Genomic DNA, 25,069 nt, shown 5'->3' with positions numbered 1-25,069 from the left:
TCCGTCTTCGGGTTTTCGTGTCTCGAGGGTGTTGACGCGTCGTGTTGGGGCGGCTGAGCATGCAAGGAGAGCGCTCGGCGCTCATTATCGTCAGACGGGGAGACCCTGTCAAGGTTCTTATGGCATGACGCACGCGAACGATGGAGTGGTTGTAGTCGATGAAAACGGATGCGGGTCTCTGGAGACCTCACGGCACCCTGCGTACAATTTCGGTCTGTTTCTCCCCCACGGACTTGAGGATTTCCATGGCTCGAGCCCAGGCGTCCCTTGTTTTCGACCCCATGTCCGAGGCGGCGTCACAGCTCATCGAGTAGACCTCGCAGAGATCCCGGCAGGTCGCGAGTTCTTTCTCCTGGAGGGCACGCTCCAGCGTTCCCGCTTGCCCCGTGATCCTGTTCTTCTCGGCGCAGCAGTTGCGGCACGCAGGCAGGTCGCAAGTTCGGCAGTGCTGGAGATCCGCAACGCGTTGGGCGATCACCTGCGAGGCGTAATCGTCGGCCTGGGCCTGCAGGGCGGCCACGTAACTCTTCAGGGTGGTGATCTCGGAGTTGAGGCTGTCGGCCGAGGCACGCAGCGACTGGCGCTCCTGCGCGGTCAGGGAGGAACAGGATGCAAGCTTGCGGATCTCGCCGTCGAGGGCCGAGAGCACCCCGCGGATCTCGCCCGCCTCGCGCAGGCCGTTGCCGTGGACGCGCTGGGCCTCGCCGCGGATGCGCTGCATGTTCTGCAGCTCGGTCATGCCCGTCTGCCGCGGCGTGGGGGCCGCGACACCGCTCGTCTGCCGCGGGGTCACGCCCGTGCCGCCCTGCGGAAGGGTGGCCGTACCGGGGTAGGGCTTCCAGGCGGCCTGCCGCGCCTGGTGGCCGGCCTGCTTCATCTGCCCGCCCAGGTTGATGAAATCGTATGTCGAGCGCAGGTAGGGGCCGAGCTTGGCCTTGAGCTGGGCCACGCGCTGCACCACAGGCTGCACGGCCGGGCACGGGGCGGCCTGCGTCGCGCCCTTTGCAGGGGTCACGGTGCCCGCGGGCTTCTGCGTACCGGGCACGGTCGTCACCCCCGGGGTCGTGGGCTGGGTGGCCGTGGGGGTCTTGACGGCGGGCGCGGGGAAAGGCAGCGGGATCTTCTGCAAGGTGTCTTTCGAGGGAAGGGTGACCGGAGGGGTTGACGCGGGCTGCGGCTGCTTCGTCACGACACCGGGGATTACGGCCTGGGCCGGCTTCTGCGCGGCCGGGGCGGTCTGGGCGGGCTTCTTTTCCGGCAGGGGCTTGAGGTCGGGCTTCTCCTGGGTCTGCAGGGGCTGAATGCCCTTTTCAGTCTGTTGGGCGGCTGCAGACCAGGAAACCAGGAGGAGCAGAAGGGCAAGGGCCAGCGCGATGACCGTTCTTCTCTCCATGATCCCCTCCGTTCCGAAGAAACGATGCCGCTCCGTATCGGGTATTCTTGTCTCGAGTGGGTTGTCGCGCAGTGTCCCGGCGGGTGACGCTGCTGCGTGAAGCTCTCACGGGCAAATTATCGTCAGGCGGGGAGACGCTGTCAAGGTTCTGATGGCTTGACGTCCGCCTCCCGATGCTGTAGATATGGACCTGCAAGCCGCAGCTGTTCACGTCGTCGTCACCTCGAGTCAACCCAAGGCATACACAGACGGAAGATGGGGGCAAGCCCTTACTGAAACCGCACCCCCGGCACCGAAAGGAGGTCGCCATGAAACGGTTCAGGTTTTCGGTCGCGCTGTTTGCGGCGCTTCTGATCGCCGGTCTCTTCGCCGTGCCGTCTCACGGGCAGATGACGACAGCCGGCGAGACGCGGAAGTTCATCACGCCGCGGGAGATCCACATCGACTATGCAGCGAGGGAACAGGCGGCCTCGCCCGCCATCAAGGCGAAACTGCTGAACCTGCGCCGTGATGTGACGGCGCGGAATCTCAAGTTCACGGTGGGCTACACCGCCGCTCTCGATTTCGACCTGCGGGTGATCACGGGACTGGTGCCGCCCGCGAACCTGGACCGGCTCATCCAGGAGCACAACGCGCAGATCGCACCGCTGCTGCCGAGACTCCCGGCCATCCCGGCCGCGGCGCCGTGTTCGGCAACGCTGCAGAGCTTCGACTGGCGCAGGGCAGGGGGCACGACCCCGGTGCGGGACCAGGGACCCTGCGGCAGCTGCTGGGCCTTCGGGACGCACGGGGCCTTCGAGGGGAGCTGGAGGCTCGTCAACGGCACGGTGATCGACTCCTCCGAGCAGGACACCCTTGACTGCAGCGGCAAGGGAAACTGCAAGGGCGGCTGGTGGGCGTTCGCCTACCTTGTGGACAAGGGCTCGGCCACGGAGGCGGCCTACCCTTACACGCACGAGAAGCACGACTGCCGGCATAACGTGCAGCGGCCCTACAGGGCCGAGATCTGGGGCTACGTCTCGCCGCTGGACATGGGAAACCGCCGCAAGCACGTGGAGCAGCTCAAGCAGGCCCTCTGCCGGTTCGGGCCGCTGGCCGTCACGGTTAACGCCACGGATGCCTTCCATGCCTACACCGGGGGCGTTTTCGACGAGTTCGCCTCCGGCGACGTCAACCACGCCGTGACCCTGATCGGCTGGGACGACAACCGCCAGTCTTGGATCATCAAGAACTCCTGGGGTACGGGCTGGGGCGAGACGTGCGGCTTCGGGACCGAGCGCGGCTACATGTGGATCGCCTACGGGTCAAACAAAGTCGGGGCGAATGCCGCCTGGGTTTACGCCCACCCGCAGCGGCCCGGGGGCGCGCGGGACTACGAGACGGTGGTGTACGAGCACCGGGACTTCGGGGGCAAGAGCCTGGTCTACGAGGTTCGCCCCGGGATGTGCCAGCGCATCGAGCCGCAGCTGAGCAAGGCGAAGATGAACGACAAGCTCACCTCCGTCCGCGTCGGCGACCGGGTGAACGTGCTGCTCTTCGAGCACAAGAACTACGACGGGCGGCACCTGCGGCTGACGTCCTCCGTCAACACCCTGAGCCCCTACAACTTCAACGACAAGGTCTCGTCGCTGGTTGTCTTCCCGAAGACGACGCCTGAACCCCAGGGCGTTTGGCTCATGGGGTCAAAGGAGCAGTTCTTCCCGGTGGGCGAGGACTGCCGCCGGGCCGACTATGCCCACGTCGCGCACAACGACGACGCCCTGAGGCTCTGGATCACCGGGAGCATGCGCGTGACGGTGTATGAACACGCGGACTTCAAGGGCCGCTCGGCGGTCTTCCAAGCGGGGGCAGGCGGCGGCCGCTACGAGCTGCCGCAGGAACTGAGGAAGAAGGTGTCGTCCCTGAGGATCGAGTACGTGGGGGCGCCGCCCGTCGTGCGCTGAACGCCGGGCAGTCGCTCCGCGTCTCTTGGCGGCTCAACGGCAGGGCAGGAGTTACTCAGCGGACCTCGATGCCGATCGTGAAGGTCCGCAGGGGAGGCTTGTCCGTTTCCCAGATGCGCTTGTAGTGGAATTCGAGCGGTGTCCGTCCCGGGGCGAGGGCCTTGAACCGGAAGACCTTCGTCACAGGCCCCCCGATGATACGCGGGTCCGTGCGCCCCTCGGTGGACTCGCCCGCCGGGGACAGCACGTCGGCGTTGCAGTGAACGAGGTGCCAGGCATACCCCGTGCCCGGGATCCCCGCGAGCTTCACCGCGATTGCCTGGCCGCGCTCTAGGGTGATTGCGGCGCCGCTGTCCCGCTCGGTGACGACGATGTCCTTCAAGGCGCCTCCCGTTGTCCCGTCTGCGGCGGCGCCGCGGACGCATCCCGCAAAGGCGAGCAGAAAAGCCGTGCAGAGGATCCACCCCGGGGCCCGATGCGGTCCGGCCATGGCGTCAGTCCTCCGTGAAACAACTCCCGGACATTGATGGAGATGCATCCCGGGGCCCGTCCGGGCCACGGAATGCGACCTTATCATCCCTGTTTCATGGTTACCACAGTGCCCCCCGGGGCGCAAGGCCCGCGAGCCGGAGCCCAATAAAAGAGGGGCCGCGTCGGAAGCGGCCCCTTTTTCTGCCGTCATTTGATTGCTGTCCTATTCGCGTCCCGTCCTATACCGTGTCAAGCCCAAACCCAAGAGGCCGAGGCCGAGCAGGATGAGAGTTCCCGGCTCCGGCACTGCCGCTGTCGTTACGGTCAGGTTGTCGATGCCCATCCAGACCGACTGTTGGTAACCGTTGAAAAGTAGGGTGGAGACTGGCTCCGGAAACGTGAATTCCACGTGATGGCTGTCAGGTGAGCCGCCGATAATCAAGATATTATTCCATACGGTGCCTTGGAGATAATAAGCGCCAAACCTGTCATAATATGAACCCCAATCAAAGGACAGCGATGTGATCGGGACCCCGAATGCGATGGTGAATCCGGGCATAGCAGTATTGTTCCCCAAGGCCCCGAGGAATTTCGTCTCAAAGAAAGCGCCATAACGGGACGGATCACTGGATGGGTCGATAATCGAGGCGCTACTCGAGACCGGATAGTTCGAGACAACGACGCTGTTTCCGAAAATGTTGGTCATGTAAGTAGAAATCGCCCCGGGACCGCTTCCGTTCTCGAGGGAATTGAAATCAAATGTGTAGATCGCCGCGGAGGCGAAGGTCCCGAAAGTCAGCACGACAGCCATGATTACCGTGCAAACCAGCAGCCTCTTCATTACCCTTTCCTCCTTTTAATCGTGTGTGCATGCCCCATTTGCAATGTCAGCCGAAATGTTCCGTAGATGTGGAAAATTTGTGCACAGAAAATGCCGAATCGCCGGACGTTTCGCTGATGAATATGTAAGTAATCGATATGAATGATGAATTAATGAAAATGACATGGTTGAATCACGGAGATTAAACTAGGCTGAATTCGAGAATCTGTAAAATAGTTTTACGCTGCGAAAGGCAAAATAATGCGAATTGGAAAATATTTATAAAAAAAATCAGAAGTTGCAACCGTTGCGACTTGCTGTTAATAATTCCGACAACTTATAGGTGTGCGGACCGGTTGGCCTATGCAGGTCTTGGGTAAGTGTTCAATGCTCCTGCCCCGCCGTTGCCAAAAATCCACGGGGGCGCAGGGCCCTCGCGGCACCGGCCGTGAAGCCGCCGCCGGCGAGGGTCTGCCCGATTTTTCGAGAATCCGATGCGGATGAGAACGACGGTCGCCAGGCCGCCCGGCGTCAGCGCGGGTTGAGGTTTTCCGTCCTGGCGTTGTTGCTGCGGTTCCGGTCCTCGAGCCGTCCCGCCGCATCGATGACGGCCCCGACGGACGCCGGGGCCTTCAGGGGCTCGCCGAGCACGTACACCACGGCGGAGCCTCCCCTGGAGAGCAGGCGCTGCGGGTCGACGGCCGAAAGGGGTGCCGTTGCCCAGGAGCGCCCGTTCTGGGTGATCTGGAGGTAGGGCTGCTCCGCGCCGCTGCGCTGCCACAGCTCCGGCGGCACGGGGCCGCCGAGGTTTCGGATCTCCACGTTGACCCTTCTTGCGGCGTCGAGCCAGATGCGGGTGACGGCCAGGTCCGGCGGGTTCGACACGATGGCGGCGGGACCCGCCGGGGCGAGCGCGGCCGGTTGGGATGCCGACCCTGCATCGCCGCGCTGGTGGCGCTGGCGCTGCTGCCCCGGGACGAGGCTCTCGGCCTTGCGGTTGTTGCGGGTGTTGCTCTCCACGAGACGCCCGTCCGGGTCGATTGCCGCCGTTACCTCGGCGGGCCGCTCCAGTACGAGATCGCTCACGTACCGCACGGTCTGCCTGCCTCGCTTCGAGAGCACCATGCCGGGGTCGAGTTCCTTGAGCAGGATGCTCTTTCGTTCCTGCCCGTCGACCTTGAGGCTCAGGCGGATCGCCTTCTCCGCCGTGTCGTTCCACCGCACCGCAGGGACCCCCCTCTTGCCGATTCCCGCGATCACAACCATCACCCGGTTCGAGGCGTCGAGGCTTACCGACTCGACGGCCAGGTCAGCCTTGACCTCGTAGCCCTGCTCGATCTCCGGGTCCACGTCCCAGGCGCTGCCGGGGTAGTCGATGAGGATCTGGCCCTTCACCGTCTGGGACGAGAAGTTCTGGAGGATGACGAGATAGCGGCCCGCCGTCGCGGCGAGTTCCGGGTGGTCCACGGCGTGATCGATCCCGCCGTTGATCATGTTCGGACCCAGCCCCGCGGAGCCGTGGTAGTAGGCGGGGGGCTTCTTCTTGCCTCCGGTGAAGACCTTCGAGATATGTTTCAGGACGCTCGCGGCCTCTCCGACAATCTTCTCCGACACCTTGAACAGGGGGTTGATCTCGAGCACAGCCTGTGCCGTCTTGGCAGCGGGACGCACCGATCTGTAGAGCTGATCCCAGAAGTCGGGCGGCGTCTTCTTCGGGTCGAAGACGCGGGCATCCAGGAGTGTCGCTCGAAGGCGGTGCTGTGATGGGCCGGAGCCTGTGTCGACCTTCACGATGACGCGGACGGGACCCGGGCGGGTCAGCTCGAAGGGGTAAAAGAGGTCGAAGGGGTTGCCGTCCGAGCCGCCGTAAAGGGTGAAGGCCTGGTGGTATCGGGCATTGTCGTCTTCCGCGGCCGTTGCGGCTGTAACCGAGGTCAGCATGCAGGCGAGAACGAGAGCGAAGATGAAGAGCGGACGCTTCATGGACTACCTCCAAAACATTGATTCGGCCCCGGGGGCCGCACGATTATCGTCAAAGGCATTTGCTTCGTCAATACCGGTCCTTGTGCGCGAAGCCCCGGACCGCATCGGACCTTCGCACCAACGGCGTGTGCCGGCAACACCGGAGACGGAAGCAAGAGCCCTGCCAGTCAAAAAATAAAGTGAGAAAAGGGGGACTATAGCGCGAAATTTGCATGTGACGACGGCGGATTTCTCGGGTGGGAAAAGGGTCAAGTTGAGCGCCGTCCCGTCCGATGAAGGACAAAACACCAAGTGGAGGTTTTCGAATGCGTCGGTTGCTGACAGCGGGGTTTGCCGTCCTTTTTTGTGCCCTTTTCATCGTTTTGTCAGGCCCGGCAGGCGCCGCCACATGCCTGCAGACCCAGAAGCAGTGCGTCCAGAAGCAGAAGAAATGCGTCAAGACAAAGAAGGTGTGCGCCCAGACGCAACGCCGGTGCGCCGAGCAGAAGCAGCAGTGCCTGGCCCGCAATACCAAGACGGGGCAGTGCGTCTCGACGCAGACGGTATGCGCACGGTGGGAGGATAACTGCGTCCGCTGGCAGGAGACCTGCGAGCAGTACGAGGACGTCTGCACGCAATGGAAGGACGTCTGCGTCAAGTACAGCAACCCCCAGGCCTGCTACAACGCGTGCCTGCAGACCCAGCAGTCATGCGGAAACCGCTGCACCCAGCTGCGCGACCTGATCGAGCAGAACCGCTGCGTCAACCGGTGCAACGACGCCTACCTGCGATGCCAGGACCAGTGTAACCGCTGAACAAGAGAGAAGTTGAGCACCGTCCCTGCAAAATGGCATAAGCACCCTCTCCCCTCGCGGGAGAGGCAATCACAAGTTTCCCTCTCCCCGCGCGGGAGAGGGTGAGGGTGAGGGGGCCTGAAAAAACGCACCCTCCCCATGATCCCCTCCCGTCAAGGGAGGGGAACCGAGAGGGCTGTTCATCAGGAGTGGGAAGCGGACAGGTCCCATGTGCCGGCTTACGTCAAGAAGGCGTCCGGCAGCGTCAAGCAACCGCCGGCGAGGAGGGTGATCCGGCGATTCGGGACGCGAGTCCACGCGTTTCGCAGGCGGGATTCACGTTGACAGGGTCAGGACGTTTTTTTATACTCCCCGCAGCTTTTCGAGAGTCGCCGGCTGCGATGGAGAAGGGTTGAGACGCCGCGGTCCGGCGGGTGCCGGATCTGCGGTTCAGCAGAATAAAGAGGATAACACAGCGTCACAGGGAGGTTGCAGCATGATGAGAAAGCATCTGGCGTTTCTCGCGGTCCTGACGTTTGTCTGCGCCATGGTCCTCGTCCCCATGGCGGCGGATGCCCAGAAATCCCCCAAGGGGGCCAAGGCGATCTTTGACAGCGGCGACGGCGCAGCCGTCCGGATGTCGTCCGGCGGGCCGGCACCGGCCGCAACGGAGCCGAAGCCCGAGAAGTACGTAGGCATCTCCTACAAGATCGCCCTCATGAAGCCCAACGGCGACTTCTCGATCGTCCCGAGGACGCGGACGTTCAAGTCGGGCGAGCGGATCAAGCTGCTCGTCCGCACGAACCGGCCGGGCTACCTCACCATCATGAACATCGGCCCCACGGGCAACACGCACGTTCTCTTCAACGAGTACGTGGAGGCCAAGCAGCTCTACGAGATCCCCAAGGCCACCTCCCTGCGGTTTGCTGGCGCGCCGGGCACCGAGAAGGTCATGATCATGCTGTCCGCGAACCCGAACCCGATCGTGGGCGGGCAGACGACCACCGTGGCCAGCGCCCCTCCCGCGGCTCCCCCGGCAGCCCCCCCGGTCATGCCTCCTCCGCCTCCCGCGGGTGACCCGGCCGGCTCGGCTCCCCCGAGCATGCCCCCTCCGCCTCCCGGCCCGGTCGCGGATGCCGGCAGCAGCCTGCCCCCGCCCCCGCCGATGGCGATCGCCAGCAGCATGCAGGGCGCCAAGGACATCGTCCTCGAGGACCAGAACAAGACGGGCTACGCCGTGATCTCCCCCAAGACAGGCTGGAAGCCCTCGGCCAAGGGGACGAAGGACATCATCCTCGAGTCCGATGCGCGCGACGGCAGCAACTACGGTGTCGTGCCGGCCTCGGCGATCGAGGAGGGGGGCATCCTCACCCTGGACCTCAAGCTGACGCACAAGTAGGGGAGGGCCCGGCATGAACGTCTTTCGCATCAAAACGCTCAGCGTGCTGATGGTCTGCGTTTTCCTGCTTTCCTCCTGCGCGTCGGTCCTCCCGGACCCGTCGCAGATCCGGACGGAGGAGGAGCGGATCGACGCCCGGAACAAGTGCATCGCCATGTACACGGCCGGCGGCGCCGCGGCTGGTGCCCTAGCCGGTGCGCTCATCGGGGGCAGCTGGAAGTCCGCCGGTGTCGGCGCCCTCGTGGGCGGCGGCTTCGGCTTCCTCGTGGCTTGGGGGCACTGCCTGCATCTCTACTCGACCCTGCAGAGCACGCCCGTGGCGGGCTATCAGCAGACGGCCCAGCAGGTGGGTTACAATCCCTCCCAGGGCAACGTGACCCGGATCCAGGGCTTCGACGTCACCCCGGGGACGGTCTCGCCCGGCAACACGGTCAACCTGGGCGGCTCCTACTACGTCATGGCCCCCCAGGGCTCCAAGGAGATGAAGGTGACCGAGACCCGTTACGTCAAGTTCTTCGACCCGTCGAAAAACGAGTGGACGAACCTCGGCGGCGTGGACCAGCAGATCACGGCGGCGCCCGGCCTCCGGAAAGCCGACGGCAAGTTCGACATCCCCAAGGATGTGCCCGAGGGCAAGTACCGCATCGGCTTCAAGGTGGCATCGGGCGGCAAGGAAGACGTCATCGAGCGCGACCTGACCGTCAAGAAGGGGACGGCGTCCCTGCCGCTCCACATCGCCTGGACCGAGAGCCGCTGACGCGACATCCATCACGGAGTGCATCATGACAACACGGGCAGCCATTTCCCTGATCGCTCTGGCCGTCGCCGTGGCGTTGCTCGCACCGGGCGCCGCCACGGCACAGTCCGCCGTGACGGACGCCCACATCCAGCAGGTCAACCAGCTCTTTGCGAAGAACGGCGTGCCCAACGGGCACGTCGTTCTCGATGCCTACGGCCGGCTGGAGCTCAAGGGAGAGTACGACGATGAAATGCAGGTGGACCGGGCCTTCTCCCTGGCCCAGACCGTGGTCGGCGTGAAGTGGGTATCGCCCGTCACGCCGGAGAACATCAAAGTCAAGGAGTGGGAAAAGAAGCTCGGCTCGCTGTTCAGCCGTGCCGCTGTCCTGCAGCCCGGCGTGCGGGGAGAGGGCCCCGTGGGGCCGATCCGCAACCGCTACGCGCTGGTCGTCGGCGTCGGGAAGTTCAAGAGCGGCATCACCCCCCTGCAGTACGCGGTGAAGGATGCAACGCTGTTCTACCGGTTCCTCATCGAGCAGGCGGGGTTCACGAAGAACAACACCTATTTCCTGGCGGACCAGAATGCCACATCGGCAAACGTCGTCCGCTACCTCAACGGCATCCGGAACGCCGCGCAGGAGGACGACCTGGTCGTCATCTACATGAGCAGCCACGGCACCCCCCCGGACAAGTTCGGGGGCGTCTACATCGTGACCTACGACACGGAGGTCAGCCCGCGCGAGCGTGTCTGGCACACGTCGGTGGCCGAGAGCGCGCTGAAGGACTTCGTGGAGAATCTGAAGGCCCGGCGCCTCGTGATGATCCTCGACACGTGCTACTCCAACGGGGCCTACCGGGCGATCCCCGGCTTCCTGCCGCCGGGCGGAAAATCTCTCGGCGTGGGCGACGAGAACGAGGGCTACGGCGTCTCGACGGCCCAGGGGAAGAGGCTCTTCGGGGCCAAGGACATCGTGCTCGACGAGCAGCCGAAGAGGGCGGGCTCCGCCGAGAAGAGCATCGGAAGCCAGGAGTCTTACGGCAAGGTTCTCATCAGCGCAAGCAGCGCGGGCGAGAAGTCCTGGGAGTCGGACCAGCTGCGCAACAGCGTCTTCACGTACTACTTCGTCGACGGGATGCGGCGATACGACGGCTCCGTGAAGGACGCCTTCGACTACTCCAAGCCCCGGACCCTGCAGAGGGTCAGGCAGGAGAAGGGGGCCGACATCACCCAGACCCCCCAGGCCATGGCCACCAACGAGAACTGGAACATGCGAGTGAAGCGATAGACGAAACGGATCCGAAAGGAGGAGCATTCATGAAGAGAACGATCATCGCGTCCCTGGCCCTTGCAGGCCTCATCGCCGTTGCCCTCGTCGGGTGCGGGCAGCAGTCCTCACCGCCGCCCCCGCCTCCGCCCCCCCAGGCGCAGGCCCCCGCCCCGGCAGCTCCGGCTCCCGCGGCGGCACCCGCACAGCCGTCCCTGGAGGTGACGCAGCACCTCAAGCAGGGCATGGCCTACGTGAGCACGGCCAAGAACGCGAACTCGCCGGCCATCTTCAACGAGAACATCAACAACGCGATCAACGAGTTCTCCAACGCCATCAAGAAGGACCCCGGCTACGCCACGGCCTATTCCAACCGGGCCGTCGCCTACATGATGCAGAAGAAGTACAACCTCGCCCTCGACGACCTGAAGAAGGCGAAGGAGCTCAAGCCGAACGACCCGGCCGTCCGGTACAACCTGGCCTCGTGCCATTCCCTGATGGGCAATGTCGATTTGGCCTTCGTCGAGCTCGACGCCGCCCTGGCCAACGGGTTCAACGACTACGACTCCCTCCGGAAGGACCCGGACCTCGCCAACATGCGGAAGCACCCGGACTGGAGGAAGACACTGGAGAAGTACAAGGTGTTCATCAACTAGAACGCGGGGCTGGTCCCGACTGCGGGCCGGCATGATCGGGAAACCGGGTCTTCTTGAGATTGTCTGTTCAGCCGACCTGACATCCAGTGCCCTGTCCGGCCTCGGGCCGGGCGGGGCATTTTTTCACGTTTCGTACAGGAGCGGATGCCATGCCGAGACGGACCGTTTGCCTTGGGATCGCGCTGATTGCGCTTTTTCTGTGCTCCTGTGCGGCCGGCGCAGGGTCAACGGGTCCCGGCTTCGCCCGGCACGAATCTTCAGAGGCTGCGAAGCCGGCGGCAACGCACTCCTCCATCGGGGCCGAGACGGAAAAGCAGAAGCTCGCCCTGCGGCGCGCCGTCGCAGCCGCCATGCGTGACGAGGCCCACGCCCTTCAGCAGAAGGGGCGGATCCGGGATGCCGTCATCCGCTATCGGCAGAGTCTCGTGTACTGGCCCGACACGGGCCTCGAGGCCTACATCGCCCCGCTGGAGCAGCGGGCAGGCTTCCAGGCCCTGCAGTACAAGCCGGAAGCGGCGAAGACCTCGGCGGCAGCCGGGACAGGCCGCGTCTACGCCACGGTGCGGAACCGCTCGGCGCGGGACATCTCCGTCGCTGTCCGCGGGGAGGAGCCTGGGGCGGCAACGACGGTGCGGGCGGGCGAGATCCGGATACTGCCCGTGAGTCTCGGTCCGGGCGGGGTGGTGACCTTTGAGATTGAACGCGACGGGAAGGTCCTGGAGACGAGAACCTGGAAGGGCGACCCGAACACATCAGCCGTCGTGCCGGTCCTGCTCTTCGACGACGCGCTGCAGGGCAGGCTGTTCGTGATGACGGGACTTCGATAGTGCCGAGCGGGAGGTTCGTGAGGCGAGGGGCGGTCCGGGCGTCCTGAAAGCATTCCTCGACATGTTCAGGAAGTGAAGAGGAGCGGAAGTTGTGAAGATCGGACAAAGAAATGAGGAGTATGGAATGACGGACGGGATGACGCGTATCTGCCGCCGATCGGGTGCCGGTTTGCGAGGTCTTCTCTCTGTTTTGCTCATCGTCGTGCTGTGCGGGATGGTGGCCGCCTGTGCGACGAATCCCGTGACGGGGAAGGACGAGATCATGCTCGTCTCCGAGGACGAGGAGATCAAGATCGGAAAGTCCGTCTACCGTGATGCGCTCTGGGGAGCCGAAGGGGGAGGGGGGGAATACCATGACCCGCAGCTCAAGCGCTACCTCGAGGGTGTCGTCATGCGTCTGCACAAGGTGTCACACCGGCCGAACCTGCCGCTGTCCTTCACGGTGCAGAACAGCTCGGTGCCCAATGCCTGGGCCATCCCGGGCCACGTGGTCATGACCCGCGGCCTGCTTGCGGGGCTGGAGAACGAGGGCGAGTTTGCCTACGTGATGGGGCACGAGATCGGGCACATCTCCGCCCGGCACTCTGCCCGCCACATGACGCAGAACATGCTCCTGGGGATCGCCCTGGGGATCGCCGCCCTCTCCATCGGGGACAAGGACTACGGAGAGGCGGTGCTGGGCCTGGGCGCCGTCGGGGGACAATTGCTCCTCCTGAAGTACAGCCGCGACGACGAGCTCGAGGCGGACCGCCTGGGTGTCGAGTACATGAGCCGGGCGGGCTACAACCCGAACAACGCCGTGAGCGCCCACCGGAACCTCGAGAAGGTCTACAAGGAATATGCCCGCTCTTTGGGCCAGGAACCGGCCGAGCGAAGCTTCTTCGAGGAAATGCTCTCCACGCACCCCCGGACGTCCGTCCGGATCGACGAGATCCAGCAGATGATCCAGTCGGCGCCGAGGGCGGCGCTCGCGGGCGACGGGTCGAACCGGGCGGGCTACCAGGCCATGACGGCGAACCTCCGGAAGACGAACCGGGTCTACACGGAGTACTACGACAAGGCCGTCCGGGCCTTCGAGAAGAACCGCCTGGCCGAGGCGAACAACCTCGTGAGCCGGGCGATCGCCGAGGACCGTTACCAGGCCCCCTTCTACGCCCTGGCGGGGTTCATCTTCCTCAAGCAGAACAGGGGCGCCGATGCCGAGCGCTACTTCCGGGGCGCCCTGTCGCTGCAGCCGAACTATCAGCCCGCCCTGCGCGGGCTCGGCATGATGAGCTACGGCGCGAAGGACTACGCTGCGGCCATCGAGCACACGAAGAAAGCCGTGCAGATCTTCCCCGGCGATGTGACCGCCCAGCGCCTGCTGGGCATGAGCTATTACCGGACCTCGAACTGGCGGGCGGCCATCGATCCGCTTCGCGTCGTCGCCGAGGCAAACCCGAAGCACAAGACGATCCACGGCATCCTGGGTCAGTGCTACGAAAACGTCAACGACAGGCGTGCGGCCTACGAGCACTACAAGCGCCAGCTTCAGGTGGCCCCGGACAGCGAATCGGGCAGGCTGGCGGCAGCCCGCGTCCAGGCGTGGAAGCCGCAGTTCGAGCCCGAGACGCCGAAAAAGAAGTGAGGGGCCCGATCATGGGGAACATGGGGAAGGACAGCAGGATTCTGGCGCTCGTCGTCCTGGCAGCCGCGTCGGCAGCCTTCATGGCGGCGGCTCCGGCATCCGGGGCCGACATCGAGGGTCAGCGGCCCCTGATGATCGTGGGGGACACGTTCCGGTTCACGCCCGGTGCGTGGGCCGACTACTTCATCCACGACCGCGCAAGGAAGGAATACTACAGGATGACGATCGCCACGCTGGAAAGGGTCAGCCGGGACGGCAAGCCCTGTTCCTGGATGGAAATCGGGGTCACCCCCGGGAAAGACCCCGCCGTGGTCACCCGCCTTCTGGTGGAGGAGACGAAGACCGGGCCCGGCGAGATCCACGAGGTCATCGTCCAGGTCCGGGGATACGACCCCTTCACCGTTCCCGAGGGCTTCTACAAGGGCCAGGAGAAAGACGTGGGCAACTTCAGGGGCACGGCCGTGGCAAAGCGGATCGACCGGCGGGTGATCCCCGTGGCGGGCCGGAGCGTCAGGGCCTGGGACGTGGAGGCCGTCGATGCCGCGGGGGAAGCGATGATAGCCCTCGTCAGCGAGGAGGTGGCACCCATCGGGATCGTCCTGGCCGAGAGCCCGCAGGTCGACATGGTCCTGTCCGACTGGGGCACGGGGGCAAAATCCAGGATCGAGGGCACGCCGGTGAACTTCTACGTGTGGCTGATGATGCAGATGGGAGGGGTGCTTGCGAAATGAGGAAGTCAGGAAGTTGTGAATTGAAGAAGCTTGGCGCGGCGAACTAGTCCCCGTTTTTCTCTCAACTTCCCATCTTCAGAACTTCACAGCTTCTGCCCTCAAAGAGGGCGGCGGGTGCGCCTACGGTCGAGGACCTCGGCCATGGCGGGCAGCAGCAGCGTGCCGAAGGGCAGCAGGACGATCACGAGGCAGGGCACGTAGCCGGCAAGATGGCGGATATACTGCTTGAGCCTGCGGAGCTCCTCCTGCGTCCAGGGGATGCCCGTGTTCCTCGGTTTCATCAGCAGGGCCATGAAGCCTCTCATGGCGCCGGCCTCCGCGTAGAAGAGATCCCGGTATCGCTCGAGCATCGGTCTCAACATCCTTTTCAGCACGTCCCCGCCCTTTCCCATGGAACGGTCACCGCACTATTCCATCGGAATTTCCCCCAATGACTGAAGGGAATTCTCGTAACGGGGGGCAAGGGGTTGCTCACCTCCGCGTGCAGGCCCCGTGCCGTGTGGCATGGAAATTGATTAAATCAGGACGGGTGAGAGTGATGAAAATTCCAGACGGGGCCGACAGGCTCATTCGGCAGATTCACAGCAATCCCTCGGCAAGGAACGGCCCATCCGCGGAGGTGGCCGGAAGCGGCACGGCCGCGTTCCGTGAGATCCTGGAATCGAGGCTCTCCCGCCTGTGCGGCAGCGGCGCCCGCAGCAGTCCCGACGGGGTCCCGGACGACGTGAGGATCGGGCAGATCATCGAACTCATCAAACTGCAGATGATGCTCGACGAACAACTGCTCGGTTTCATGCGGGGCGGGGACGGAGACCGGTCCCTGCATCAGCGCTTTGCCCGGTGGCAGTGGGGCGGGCCCGTCCCGACGGCCGCCGCTCCCGCGGGAAAATCTGCGGCACATCCGGCAAAACCGTCCGGGCCCGCGCCCGAGGAGGTCCCTCCCGTTGTGAAGCTCCGCAAGGCGCCGGACAAGGCGGAACCATACGGGCATATCATCCGCGATGCCGCGAAGACCTATGGCGTCGACGAGGGACTGATCAGGGCCGTCATCCGGGCCGAGAGCAATTTCCGCAACGAGAGCACATCCCCGAAGGGGGCCATGGGCCTGATGCAGCTCATGCCGAAGACGGCAAAGGAGCTGGGCGTGCGGGACGCCTATGACCCCCGGGAGAACATCATGGGGGGGACCCGGTATCTCAAGAGCCTGCTGGACCGTTACAAGGGCGATGTCCCCACGGCACTCGCCGCATACAACTGGGGCATGGGAAACGTCGAGAGGAACCCCGAGAAGCTGCCCAGGGAGACGCGGGTGTACATCGACCGGGTCCAGCGCTTCATGGATGAACGTAAAGCCTGAGAGGCAACAAAAAACCCCGCATCGCAGCGGGGTTTTTTGTTTTCACGCGTCAGGGGTCAGCCCGTACCGAGAACCTCCTTTACGATATCCAGCAGGTGGCTGACCTTGAAGGGCTTCGAGAGGGTGGGGTAGCGGTACTGGGCCACCTCGTCGTCAAGCTCCCTCTTGAGACGCTTGACCCCGAAGAAGCCGCTCATGTAAATGACCTTGATGCCGGGGTCCTCGCTGCGGATGCGCCGGACAAGCTCGATGCCGCTCACATTGGGCATGAGGACGTCGGTGAGGACCAGGTCAGGCTTGAAGCTCTTGTAGACCTCGTAGCCCGTGTCCCCGTCGATGGCCACGCGGACGTCGAACCCCTCCATGGTGAAGATGTTCCGCAGCGTGTCCTGATAGCCGAACTCGTCCTCGACGACGAGAACCTTCCATTTCTCCCGGGGCTTTTTCTGCGCGCCGTTCTTGATGACCTCGACGAGTTCCCGGTCAGGCATGGAGTTGATGACCTGGGCGACCTCGTTGATCCTCTGCTGCATCTTCTCGGCTTTTTCCTTGTTGTTCGGGTTCAGGTCGGGGTGGTAAATTTTTGACAACAGCCTGTAATTCGACCTGATGTAGGAAATGGCGGGGGCGTCCCCGAGTTCACTGTAGATCTCCCTCGCCTTGTCCAGCATGCCGAGGACGTTCAGTTCACTGGCCAGATCCATGGATTTCTTCATCTTTCCGTCTCCGGGATGGGTGCGTCCGCCGATGCCGCGGGCCATGCCCGCGCCCTGACAATCCGCATGGCCGGTTGCACGGGGCCGTCATCAATGTAGAATATGCAAGTCCCATGCAAGCGAGAAAATGGGTTGGAAAGGGCGGAAAAGGGAACCCGTCAGCCGAGCCGGGAGGCGAACTCCCTGACGGCCTTCAGGTAATCCTGCAGGCCCACCATGAAGATGCTGTTGTGGTCTGCGCCGGGGATCTTGAGGAGTCTTTTGTCTGCCGATCCCGAGGCCCGATAGAGGGCCTCGCCGTCCGTGAAGGGTAGGATCTGGTCGAATTCCGCGTGGATGATCAGGGTCGGACCGAGGTAGCGGCCGATCTTCTCGAGGTGGCGGAAGGCCTCGCGCTCGTCGATGCCGGCACGCTTCATGTCAATGCCGACGAGGTTCAGAAGAGTCTGGGAGTGCGCGAAGCCGCTCTCGATGATGAGGCCGTCGATCTGGTCCGGATAGCTTTCGGCAAGCTCCAGGGCCGATGCACTGCCCAGGGAGCGCCCCATGACGATGAGGGGCCCGGTGCAGCCGTTGAGCTGAAGCCACTTGCGGGTGTAGTCGAACACGGCGTGGGCATCGCGCAGCATGGCGCTCACCGACGGCCGGCCCGTCGAGTGCCCGTAGCCGCGGTAGTCGACGGGCAGGAAGTTGATCCCCATCCGGATGTACAGGAAGGCGATGTCCTCGTAGTCCTCGACGATCTCGCCGTTGCCGTGGAAGAACAGGATCGAGGGGCCCTCTTTTCTGCCGATGTGGTACCGGGCCCCGATGGAGACGCCCTCCTCGACGGGGATGAGGACATCCCGCACCCCCTCCTGGGAAACGGGCTCCCTCCAGGATGTCCGGGGGTAGAAAAGGGTCCCGCTGATCTCGGGACCGTCGAGCTTGGGGCAACCGATCCGGCTCGCGTCTTTCATGGCACCACCTCCCGTCGAACGCTCCGCCGCACCATACCACAGGGGGCAAGGGGTGTCCACGGGAAGCTGGGTTTGACAGCGGGCCGCCCGATGGGATATGCAGGGCGCGGGAGGCCGCCCATGCCGACGTGGCTGATCATCGTCTTTGCGGTTCTCGGGACGGCGGTTGTGCTGAAGATCCTGCACGCCGTGGCCATTGTCGCGGTGCACCCGGTGACGCAGGGGGCCATGTACACCTCCACGGGGCGCGTGAAGATCCGGAAGGCCCTTGACGCCGTTGCCATGTCGCCGGGGGAACTGCTGGTCGATGTCGGCTGCGGGGACGGGCGGGTCCTGCGGGAGGCCAGGAGACGCTACGGGGTCACCTGCCGGGGGTTCGAGATCAACCCGATCGCCTATCTCAAGGCGACACTTCTGACCCTCGGTCGGCGCGGCATCGAGATCCGGTTCGGGAATTTCTGGAAGGCCGATCTCGCGGATGCGGATGTCGTGTCCTGCTATCTCTTCCCGGACGTGATGCGCCGTCTCGGTGAGAAGCTGGCCGCGGAACTGGCCTCCGGTGCGAGGGTCATCTCCTTCAATTTCCCCATCCCCGGCTGGAAGCCCCAGGCCACGCTCCGGGCCGCCTCCCGGCTCCACAACGACCCGATCTACATCTACCAAATCCCCGAGTCTCTTCCCGAAAGGCATTGAGGAAATATCTGGCTTTGGCCCTGTATCTCCGTGTTCGAATCTTGCAGGCGAAGCTGGGAAGCTATGAAGTTGGGAAGCTCGGAGAGGCTCCCCTCTGTTTCACAGCTTCTCAACTTCCCAATTTCTCAACTTCCATCTGTTTACGGTGCCCAGAGGTACATGAACTGCATCCCACCCGGCAGAAGGCTTTCCAGGTCCTGGGGCAGGATGTTGACGACGGTCGTGCCGGTTCCCGCCTCGGCATAGACCGAGCCCTTGTAGGAGCCGGGCCGGTGATATACGATGACGGAGGCCTCTGTGAGATTCCGGGCGCTCTTGATGCCCTCCAGGGCGCTGTCGAGATAGCCCACGCGGTCGACGAGCTTGAGCTCGAGGGCCTGGGCGGCCGTGTAGATGCGCCCGTCGGCAAGCTTGACGACGGCTTCGCGGGAGAGGGGCTTTCTGCCGTCGGCGACGACATCGACGAAACGGGCGTGGAGCTGATCGATGACGGCCTGGACGATCCTCTTCTCGTCCTCCGTGGCCGGGCGGAACGGCGACAGGAGGTCTTTCTTGTCGCCGGACTTGATGGCCTCGGCCTCGACGCCGATCTTCCCGAAGAGCCCCTGCACGTTGAACTTCATGGCGATCACGCCGATGCTGCCGGTGATCGTCGTGGGGTGGGCCACGATCTCGTCTGCCGCCGTGGCCACGTAGTAGCCGCCCGAGGCCGCCACGCCCATCAGGCAGGCGGCGACGCGCACCCCCGTCTGTTTCTTGTACTCGAGGATCTCGTGGCGAAGGATGTCGCTGGCCGTGACGGTGCCCCCGGGCGAGTTGATCCGCACAACCAGGCCCGCGATCTTCGTGTCCCGGCGAGCCTTGCGCAGGGCCTCGCGGAACTCCTCGATCACGGAGCTCTCCTGCCGCATCCCCAGGGTGCGCCTTTTCTCCTCGGAGATGATCCCCGTGACGTCGAGCAGGAGGATCTTGGCGTCGCCCCGGCCCTCCACCACTTTCTCGCGCAAGGGGCCGGGCTCCGGCAGGAGGGAGAGGTTGACGTAGGCGCAGCCGCTCCACAACAGGGGCATGGCCGCCAGCAGGGCGATGCAGATCATCCGCTTCATCGGGAATCCCTCCTTGTCTATTTCGTCTTCCGGGTCCGCTGCGGTTTCGTCCGGCCCGCCTGCCTTCGTTCCCGGAGCAGCCGCGAAATGTCCTTCTGGCGCCTCGTGGTCTTCTGCTTTGCCATGGGCTGTCCCTTCCCGCCCTTCGCCGCGGCCCGTCCGCGTTGTTTTGCGTTGACTCGGCTTGGGCTTGCTCCTATAATTTGAATCGAACACGCCTCATACTGCCAGCAAAACCCATTTCTGTAAAGGAGGTGCCATCATGTCGGACAACAGGTGCGGCGACTGGATGAAGGGCCTGCTCATCGGCAGCCTCATCGGCATCGTCGTCGGGATGCTCTACGCGCCCAAGAGCGGCCGGGAGACCCGGGACGAGCTGTCGGAAAAGGCGAAGGACATCGCGGGCAAGCTGAAGGACGAGTACGACGTCGCTCTCGAGAAGAGCAAGACCGCGTACGAGAACCTGCTCAAGAAGCTCAAGGAAGTGGAGGCCAAGGCCGAAAAGAAGGCTCGGGAGATCGAGGGCGGGCCGGCTGCCTGATCCGGCGTGAGGAGAGGAAAGCCTATGAGCTGGGAAACGAGCCTGTTCATCCTGTGCCTGGCCGTGGTGGTGCTCGTGGTGTTCACGATACCCTTGCTGCTGCAGCTCAGGCGCACGGTCCGGAATCTCGACACGACGATCACGACGCTCAACCAGAATCTCCCCCAGATTCTGAAAAACGTGGATTTCATCACGGAAAACGTCCGGCAGAGCGTGCACGCGGTGCGGGCGACCCTCGAGGAGACGATCAACCGGTCGCTGCCGTCGATCCTCGTGAATGTCGACCGCCTCACTGCTACCGTCGGCAAGTCGGTCGATCTCGTCCGGAGCCGTGTGGACGAGCTTTCCGGCAGCGTCGAGCGGGTCCGCGGCGGGCTCGCGCATCTCGACGAGGGCATAAAGGAACAGGCCCGGGGACGAATGTCGCAGGGGCTCAAGATGTTTGCGGGTCTCGTCAGGCGGGTCCGCTCGGCGCTGGAGTCCGTCAGGGCATGACGGTCCCCGACGAGGCGCATGACCGATTGAACAATTGATGGAGGGTGCCATGAGCGAGAAAGACGATTTTGCGAAGGGGATACTGGCCGGCGCACTGATCGGGGGCCTGATCGGCGTTGCCGTCGGGATCCTGATCGCACCCAAGAGCGGTGAGGAGACGCGCCAGGAGCTTGCGGAGAAGGCGAAGGACTTCGCCGAAAAGGTGCAGGACGAGTACGACGTCCTGTACGACAAGGCGCGCCGCACGACGGACACGCTGATCAACCGTCTGCACGACATCGAGCAGGCGGCGCGGAAAAAGGCCGACGAGCTGGCCGCGAAGATGAAATCCTGAACCCCGTCGGGCCCGGCAGCGCCGGGCCCGACGGATTTGAGGGAAGCCCATGCCCTGGGAGATCAGTGTTTTGGCGGCCGGCGTGTCGCTGCTGGTTCTGGCCGCAGCGGCCGCCGTCACGGCAGCGGATATCCGGAGAACCGGCAGACGCGCCGCAGAGCTCGGTGCAGCGCTCGACCGGCACGTTCCCGCGATCCGGCAGAACCTCGAGGAGATCTCCCGCAACGCAGATGCCCTGGGTGCCTCGCTCCGGGCGCTGGGCGAAAAGGCATCCGAGACGGGCAGAGGGGTCGAGAGGGTCGTCCTGGGGATCCGGGGTCTCGAGCGGGACCTCCGGGAGGGTCTCGTCGAGCCCCTCCAGAGGATCGCGGCAGGCGTTTCAGCCCTTCTTGCCGTCGGTTCGGCCCTCCGCAGTCTGCGTCACCCCCTGCGGCGGCTCCGGCGCCGGAAGGGCAGGGCGTGAGCGACGCCGCTGCCGGATCAGAGCCCGCAGCCACCACCACACGTGGAAATACCCCCCGATAATGATGAGTGCCGTCACCCCCAGCAGGACGAAGAAGAGCACGTCCTGGTGGTCGCGCAGGGAACTGCCCTGCAGCGTCAGGATCACCGTGCCCAGCAGGCGGCCCGTCGTCGAGATGAAGAGGAAGTCACGGGTTTTCATGTGGGACAGCCCGAGGATGTAGCAGAGGGTGTCCTTGGGGAAACCGGGGATCAGGAAGAACAGGAAGGCGATGGCCCGCCCCTTGTGCTCGAGAAAATAGTCGTACTTGCGGATCGTGGAGGGTCGAATGATCCGCTCGACAAAAGGCAACCCGTACGTGCGGGCAAGGACGAAGGCCAGCCAGGACCCGACGGTGAGGCCGATCGTGGAGTAGATGACCCCCAGGGCGGGCCCATAGAGATACCCCCCGATGAGGCCCGTCACGTCGCCGGGCAGGGGCGAGATGACGACCTGCAGGATCTGCAGGGCGATGAAGACCAGCACGGAAGGGGCGCCCCAGGAGGTAAGAAACTCCGCGAGCGCCTCCCGGTCCATGAAGAAGGCGTGGAGGTTGTAGTGGACGATGAGAAAAATCCCGATGGCAACGGCCAGCGGGACGAGCAGGATTCGTGCAAACGAACGCTCCAAGCGGCATGTACCCCGTTCAGGATCTCGCGGCCGGACGGCGGGTCTGTCCGCAACGTCCGTGCCGAGACGTGAAACCCTACCATATCCGCAGGTCCGGGGCAAAGCGAAAACACCGCTGAGGTTGCGCGGTTTCCGCGCATACGGGAAGTTTTGAAATTGAGAAGCTGCGAAGCGTGGGCGAGTTCATCGCAAGTGCAGGCAGGTTGCCTTTCCGAGCTTCCCAACTTCACAGCTTCTTACCTTCATCCTGCATCGCTGCCTGCGACGCCAGCCAGTCCTTGATGTGTTTCGTCGCCCGGCAGTCGTCCTCGTTGTAATCCACGATCCCCTGCAGCTTGTCCTGCCAGGATGCCGGGTCTGCCTGGTACCGGAGGTACCAGGCGATGGCGTCCAGGGCGTTGACCTCCTCGCGGCGCCACCGGAAGCCGAGGTGCTTCGCGATGTCCTTGAGGCCGTTGGTGGGGGTGGGGAACGCGAAGGCCCGCGTGGCCACCCGGTGCAGATCGACCAGGTTCGGGAAGACCCGTTTTTCCACAACCTCGGTGAGACCGTGCCGGGATGCAAGCTGCCTCAGGTGCCAGCGCTCGTAGTTGTGCCAGTGGTAGACGGCAACGTCGCCGAGCCCCAGGAGAAAGTCGACAAACGCGCGGAACATTTCGCCTTCCTCCCGGATGCGCCATGCCGTGAAGGGTCGATACCGGCAGTCGCCGTCCTCGCATACCAAAACGCCGATCAGGTAATCCACCTGCTCCAGTCCGTCCTGCTCGACGGTCGGGTCGGTGCCCTCGAGGTCGAGGAACACCTCCCGCGGGCACTCCCGGAACTGCAGGGCCGAGAGGTCCAGCGGGATGCAGGTCCCGTGATGGATGGCCCGGGCGTTGACGACGAGACGCTCGGCCGTTGAGCGCCCCACGCCGGGGATGCCCGAGAGGAATTCAGGTGACGCCGAAGCGAGATCCCATACCCGTCGCAGCCCCTTCGAAAGGAGCTTCTCCTTCATGCGGGGCCCCACCAGCGGGACGAGCGAGATGTCGCGCTGCTTGAGCGCCATGTGGTTGGTCCAGCTCACCCAGGGCCACTCCCCCCCGTTGTACGTCGGGCTGGGCTGCTCCGTGCCTTCGAGGATGCGGCGGGCCCCGGCGATGGCATCCTGGAGCCTCCCCTCGTGGTCGGCGTACCGGAACGTGCGCTCCTCGTGATCCCGGTTGATCAGGGTGAAGCGGTCCGGCCGCTGCCCCTGGATCCTGGAAAGCAGGTACGTGTAGAAGGCCGCCTGGAGGACGTGGCTCTCCTCGATGCGGGAGGCTAGCTTGATTTCGACGACCTCATAGGCATGATCGCCGAAGACCGACCGGACTCCCTCCCGCTTGACCAGGACGTCAGGACGGCCCTGGAGGTTCTCGGGCAGATAAAACATCGGGAGGCCGCAGACCGCCGCTTCCCCGCGGGCCATCGCGTCCAGCAGGCGCGCGAAGCCCTCCAGGGGATCCGAAAAAGGGATGGGCTGGATGCCGGGCCAACGGGACGCAAGGACACGCTTTTCGTGCTCCATCCCGCGCTCGAGAAGAAGCTCCCGGTAGGGGCTCAGGGGATCCCGGCGCTCGGGAGGGCCGAACTTGTCGCACCAGACGGTGTAGGGCGAGCGGTGATACAGAGAGACGGGACGGGCCGTGAGCTCCCCCGTCAGCCCCCCTGCCGTGCAGGCCTGAAAAAGCGCGCTGGCGGTCACCATGATTTCGAATGATAGCGGGCCGCCGGGAATCTGTCAAAGCCGCGGCGGAGCGGTGTGGGGCCGCGCGGGATGTCATAGAGCTTGAATTCTTTCCCGGATTTCGCTACAGGGTTCAGCAGGCCCGCCGTACGGTGCCGGAGCGCCCATGTCAGCGGACGGCCGGGACGCCCTCGTCAGGCGCACGGGGAACGCACCATGCCCGACAAGCCCTGGAAAATCGGTCTTGCCCTCGGAAGCGGATCCGCGAAAGGATGGTCGCACATCGGCGTCATCCGGGGACTGCAGGAGGCCGGCATCGCGATTGACGTCGTCTGCGGCTCCTCGATCGGCGCTCTGGTGGGCGGGGCCTTTGCGGCCGGCAAGCTCGACGAGACGGAAAGGCTCGCCCGGGAACTCTCCTGGACCGATGTGCTGGGCTTCATGGACGTGCCCGTGCCGCGCTCGGGCATCATCAACAGCGAGAGGATCGCCCGGTACCTGCGGCGGAGGCTCGGGGACGCGAACATCGAGGATCTTCCCATCCCCTTTGCGGCCGTGGCGACGGATCTCACCTCGGGCCAGGAAGTCTGGTTTCGCGAGGGGTCGCTCATCGAGGCCATCCGGGCGAGCATCTCCATGCCCGGGATGTTCACGCCCTGTTTCCGGGACGGGCGGCTCCTGGTCGACGGAGGGCTCGTCAACCCGGTGCCCGTGTCGCTCTGCCGTTCCCTGGGCGCCGGCACCGTCATCGCCGTCAACCCCAACACGGATGTCAGGATCCATTACGAGATCACCCGGGATGCGACCCTGGGCGGGCCCCCGAAGGCCGAAGCGGAAAAGGAGGAGCAGGGGCTGCGCATGCGGGACCTCCTGTTCGCCGGGCTGACCCTGTACGTCACGGATCGGATCAAGCGGGGAAAGTCGGCGATCACGGGCCGCTTCGCCGCGAAGGAGACCGGGGAGGACGGTAGGGGTCTGCAGGATCACCTGATGGGGTATCTTTCCGATTACATCAACGCGACCCTGAAGCAGGGCAAATCCCTGGCCCTGGGACAGATCACCGAGGACGGGACGCTGCGGGAGCCGGCGATCCTGGAGGTGATCCTGGCGGCGATCAACCTGATGGGGGACCGGATCGGACGCCAGCGGCTCGCCGGCGATCCCCCCGACGTCATGATCCTCCCCCACGTGTCCCACGTGGGGCCGCTGGAGTTCCATCGTGCCGAAGAGGTCATCGAGGCGGGCCGGCGCGCGCTCCATCTCATGCTGCCCATGCTGAGGGACCAGATCGGGTTCGTCGTGACGATATGACGAGGCCCAGCCGACCGGTCCGCCCGATGCCGGCAGACAGAAATCCCTTGACAACGTGACGGCCTTCCCGCATGATCGAACGCCAATT

At 64.4% G+C, this 25,069-nt stretch carries 25 protein-coding genes and 1 pseudogene; 16 read left to right on the top strand and 10 right to left on the bottom strand.

What is annotated here, in order from left to right; all coding sequences use genetic code 11:
- Positions 1-187: 187 nt before the first annotated feature.
- Complete coding sequence (locus HPY67_01805; GenBank protein ID NPV03453.1) at positions 188-1,393, bottom strand: hypothetical protein; 1,206 nt, start codon at positions 1,391-1,393, stop codon at positions 188-190.
- A gap of 308 nt (positions 1,394-1,701) precedes the next feature.
- Between HPY67_01805 and HPY67_01800 the strand changes: the two genes are divergently transcribed.
- Complete coding sequence (locus HPY67_01800) at positions 1,702-3,336, top strand: hypothetical protein (GenBank protein ID NPV03452.1); 1,635 nt, start codon at positions 1,702-1,704, stop codon at positions 3,334-3,336.
- 55 nt (positions 3,337-3,391) lie between these two features.
- Here HPY67_01800 and HPY67_01795 read toward each other — a convergent pair whose 3' ends face one another.
- The 3 genes from HPY67_01795 to HPY67_01785 all read right to left on the bottom strand — a co-directional run bounded on the left by HPY67_01795 (position 3,392) and on the right by HPY67_01785 (position 6,610).
- Positions 3,392-3,826, bottom strand: a complete 435-nt coding sequence (locus HPY67_01795) for a protease inhibitor I42 family protein (GenBank protein NPV03451.1) — start codon at positions 3,824-3,826, stop codon at positions 3,392-3,394.
- Positions 3,827-4,030: 204 nt separating this feature from the next.
- On the bottom strand, positions 4,031-4,648 hold the full coding sequence (locus HPY67_01790; GenBank protein ID NPV03450.1) for a PEP-CTERM sorting domain-containing protein: 618 nt from the start codon (positions 4,646-4,648) through the stop codon (positions 4,031-4,033).
- Positions 4,649-5,158: 510 nt separating this feature from the next.
- Positions 5,159-6,610: a hypothetical protein gene (locus HPY67_01785; protein ID NPV03449.1), complete on the bottom strand. Its 1,452-nt coding sequence runs from the start codon at positions 6,608-6,610 to the stop codon at positions 5,159-5,161.
- 305 nt (positions 6,611-6,915) lie between these two features.
- On the opposite strand from HPY67_01785, the gene HPY67_01780 reads away from it, so the two are divergent.
- The 8 genes and pseudogenes from HPY67_01780 to HPY67_01745 all read left to right on the top strand — a co-directional run bounded on the left by HPY67_01780 (position 6,916) and on the right by HPY67_01745 (position 14,626).
- Positions 6,916-7,404 (top strand): hypothetical protein, encoded by a 489-nt coding sequence (locus HPY67_01780; GenBank protein NPV03448.1) that lies wholly within the window; start codon positions 6,916-6,918, stop codon positions 7,402-7,404.
- A 475-nt stretch (positions 7,405-7,879) separates the two neighbouring features.
- A complete protein-coding gene (locus HPY67_01775) occupies positions 7,880-8,782 on the top strand; it encodes a DUF4384 domain-containing protein (protein NPV03447.1) in 903 nt (300 codons plus the stop codon).
- Positions 8,783-8,948: 166 nt separating this feature from the next.
- Positions 8,949-9,032: pseudogene (locus tag HPY67_01770) on the top strand (conjugal transfer protein TraT).
- 532 nt (positions 9,033-9,564) lie between these two features.
- The gene (locus HPY67_01765) at positions 9,565-10,806 is read left to right on the top strand and encodes a caspase family protein (protein NPV03446.1); all 1,242 of its coding nucleotides are present in this window, start codon (positions 9,565-9,567) and stop codon (positions 10,804-10,806) included.
- A gap of 29 nt (positions 10,807-10,835) precedes the next feature.
- Complete coding sequence (locus tag HPY67_01760) at positions 10,836-11,441, top strand: tetratricopeptide repeat protein (GenBank protein NPV03445.1); 606 nt, start codon at positions 10,836-10,838, stop codon at positions 11,439-11,441.
- Between the two features lie 149 nt (positions 11,442-11,590).
- Positions 11,591-12,268 (top strand): hypothetical protein, encoded by a 678-nt coding sequence (locus tag HPY67_01755; GenBank protein ID NPV03444.1) that lies wholly within the window; start codon positions 11,591-11,593, stop codon positions 12,266-12,268.
- Between the two features lie 190 nt (positions 12,269-12,458).
- Positions 12,459-13,895, top strand: coding sequence for a M48 family metalloprotease (locus tag HPY67_01750; protein NPV03443.1), 1,437 nt, complete (start codon positions 12,459-12,461; stop codon positions 13,893-13,895).
- Positions 13,896-13,906: 11 nt separating this feature from the next.
- On the top strand, positions 13,907-14,626 hold the full coding sequence (locus tag HPY67_01745; protein NPV03442.1) for a hypothetical protein: 720 nt from the start codon (positions 13,907-13,909) through the stop codon (positions 14,624-14,626).
- Between the two features lie 98 nt (positions 14,627-14,724).
- Here the strand turns inward: HPY67_01745 and HPY67_01740 are convergent, their stop codons facing one another.
- Positions 14,725-14,976, bottom strand: coding sequence for a hypothetical protein (locus tag HPY67_01740; protein ID NPV03441.1), 252 nt, complete (start codon positions 14,974-14,976; stop codon positions 14,725-14,727).
- Between the two features lie 413 nt (positions 14,977-15,389).
- Here HPY67_01740 and HPY67_01735 point away from each other — a divergent pair, with 413 nt between their 5' ends.
- Complete coding sequence (locus HPY67_01735; protein ID NPV03440.1) at positions 15,390-15,983, top strand: lytic transglycosylase domain-containing protein; 594 nt, start codon at positions 15,390-15,392, stop codon at positions 15,981-15,983.
- 56 nt (positions 15,984-16,039) lie between these two features.
- On the opposite strand, the gene HPY67_01730 is transcribed toward HPY67_01735, so the two are convergent.
- Both HPY67_01730 and HPY67_01725 read right to left on the bottom strand, forming a co-directional pair.
- Positions 16,040-16,699: a response regulator gene (locus tag HPY67_01730; protein ID NPV03439.1), complete on the bottom strand. Its 660-nt coding sequence runs from the start codon at positions 16,697-16,699 to the stop codon at positions 16,040-16,042.
- 158 nt (positions 16,700-16,857) lie between these two features.
- Positions 16,858-17,658 (bottom strand): alpha/beta hydrolase, encoded by an 801-nt coding sequence (locus tag HPY67_01725; protein NPV03438.1) that lies wholly within the window; start codon positions 17,656-17,658, stop codon positions 16,858-16,860.
- Positions 17,659-17,778: 120 nt separating this feature from the next.
- Between HPY67_01725 and HPY67_01720 the strand changes: the two genes are divergently transcribed.
- Complete coding sequence (locus HPY67_01720) at positions 17,779-18,351, top strand: hypothetical protein (protein ID NPV03437.1); 573 nt, start codon at positions 17,779-17,781, stop codon at positions 18,349-18,351.
- A gap of 140 nt (positions 18,352-18,491) precedes the next feature.
- On the opposite strand, the gene sppA is transcribed toward HPY67_01720, so the two are convergent.
- Entirely contained in the window at positions 18,492-19,457 is a 966-nt protein-coding gene (gene sppA, locus HPY67_01715) for a signal peptide peptidase SppA (GenBank protein NPV03436.1), read from the bottom strand.
- Between the two features lie 262 nt (positions 19,458-19,719).
- On the opposite strand from sppA, the gene HPY67_01710 reads away from it, so the two are divergent.
- From HPY67_01710 to HPY67_01695, 4 genes are read left to right on the top strand one after another with little or no spacing between them, the layout of a single operon-like run.
- Positions 19,720-19,998 carry a YtxH domain-containing protein gene (locus HPY67_01710; protein NPV03435.1) on the top strand — a complete coding sequence of 93 codons (279 nt, stop codon included), beginning with the start codon at positions 19,720-19,722 and terminating at the stop codon, positions 19,996-19,998.
- Positions 19,999-20,022: 24 nt separating this feature from the next.
- Positions 20,023-20,493, top strand: a complete 471-nt coding sequence (locus tag HPY67_01705; GenBank protein NPV03434.1) for a DUF948 domain-containing protein — start codon at positions 20,023-20,025, stop codon at positions 20,491-20,493.
- 49 nt (positions 20,494-20,542) lie between these two features.
- Positions 20,543-20,827: a YtxH domain-containing protein gene (locus tag HPY67_01700; GenBank protein NPV03433.1), complete on the top strand. Its 285-nt coding sequence runs from the start codon at positions 20,543-20,545 to the stop codon at positions 20,825-20,827.
- 49 nt (positions 20,828-20,876) lie between these two features.
- A complete protein-coding gene (locus tag HPY67_01695; GenBank protein ID NPV03432.1) occupies positions 20,877-21,290 on the top strand; it encodes a hypothetical protein in 414 nt (137 codons plus the stop codon).
- Here the strand turns inward: HPY67_01695 and HPY67_01690 are convergent.
- Both HPY67_01690 and HPY67_01685 read right to left on the bottom strand, forming a co-directional pair.
- Positions 21,207-21,959 (bottom strand): TVP38/TMEM64 family protein, encoded by a 753-nt coding sequence (locus HPY67_01690; protein ID NPV03431.1) that lies wholly within the window; start codon positions 21,957-21,959, stop codon positions 21,207-21,209. The genes HPY67_01695 and HPY67_01690 overlap by 84 nt on opposite strands.
- A gap of 226 nt (positions 21,960-22,185) precedes the next feature.
- Positions 22,186-23,691 carry a TM0106 family RecB-like putative nuclease gene (locus HPY67_01685; GenBank protein NPV03430.1) on the bottom strand — a complete coding sequence of 502 codons (1,506 nt, stop codon included), beginning with the start codon at positions 23,689-23,691 and terminating at the stop codon, positions 22,186-22,188.
- A gap of 195 nt (positions 23,692-23,886) precedes the next feature.
- Here HPY67_01685 and HPY67_01680 point away from each other — a divergent pair, with 195 nt between their 5' ends.
- Complete coding sequence (locus HPY67_01680; protein ID NPV03429.1) at positions 23,887-24,981, top strand: patatin; 1,095 nt, start codon at positions 23,887-23,889, stop codon at positions 24,979-24,981.
- Positions 24,982-25,069 lie beyond the last annotated feature (88 nt).

The sequence above is a fragment of the Syntrophaceae bacterium genome (assembly GCA_013177795.1).
Taxonomy (GTDB): Bacteria; Desulfobacterota; Syntrophia; order Syntrophales; family UBA2192; genus UBA2192.
Note: the sequence above shows the minus strand (reverse complement) of the source record. Positions and strands in the feature narration are given on the sequence as shown.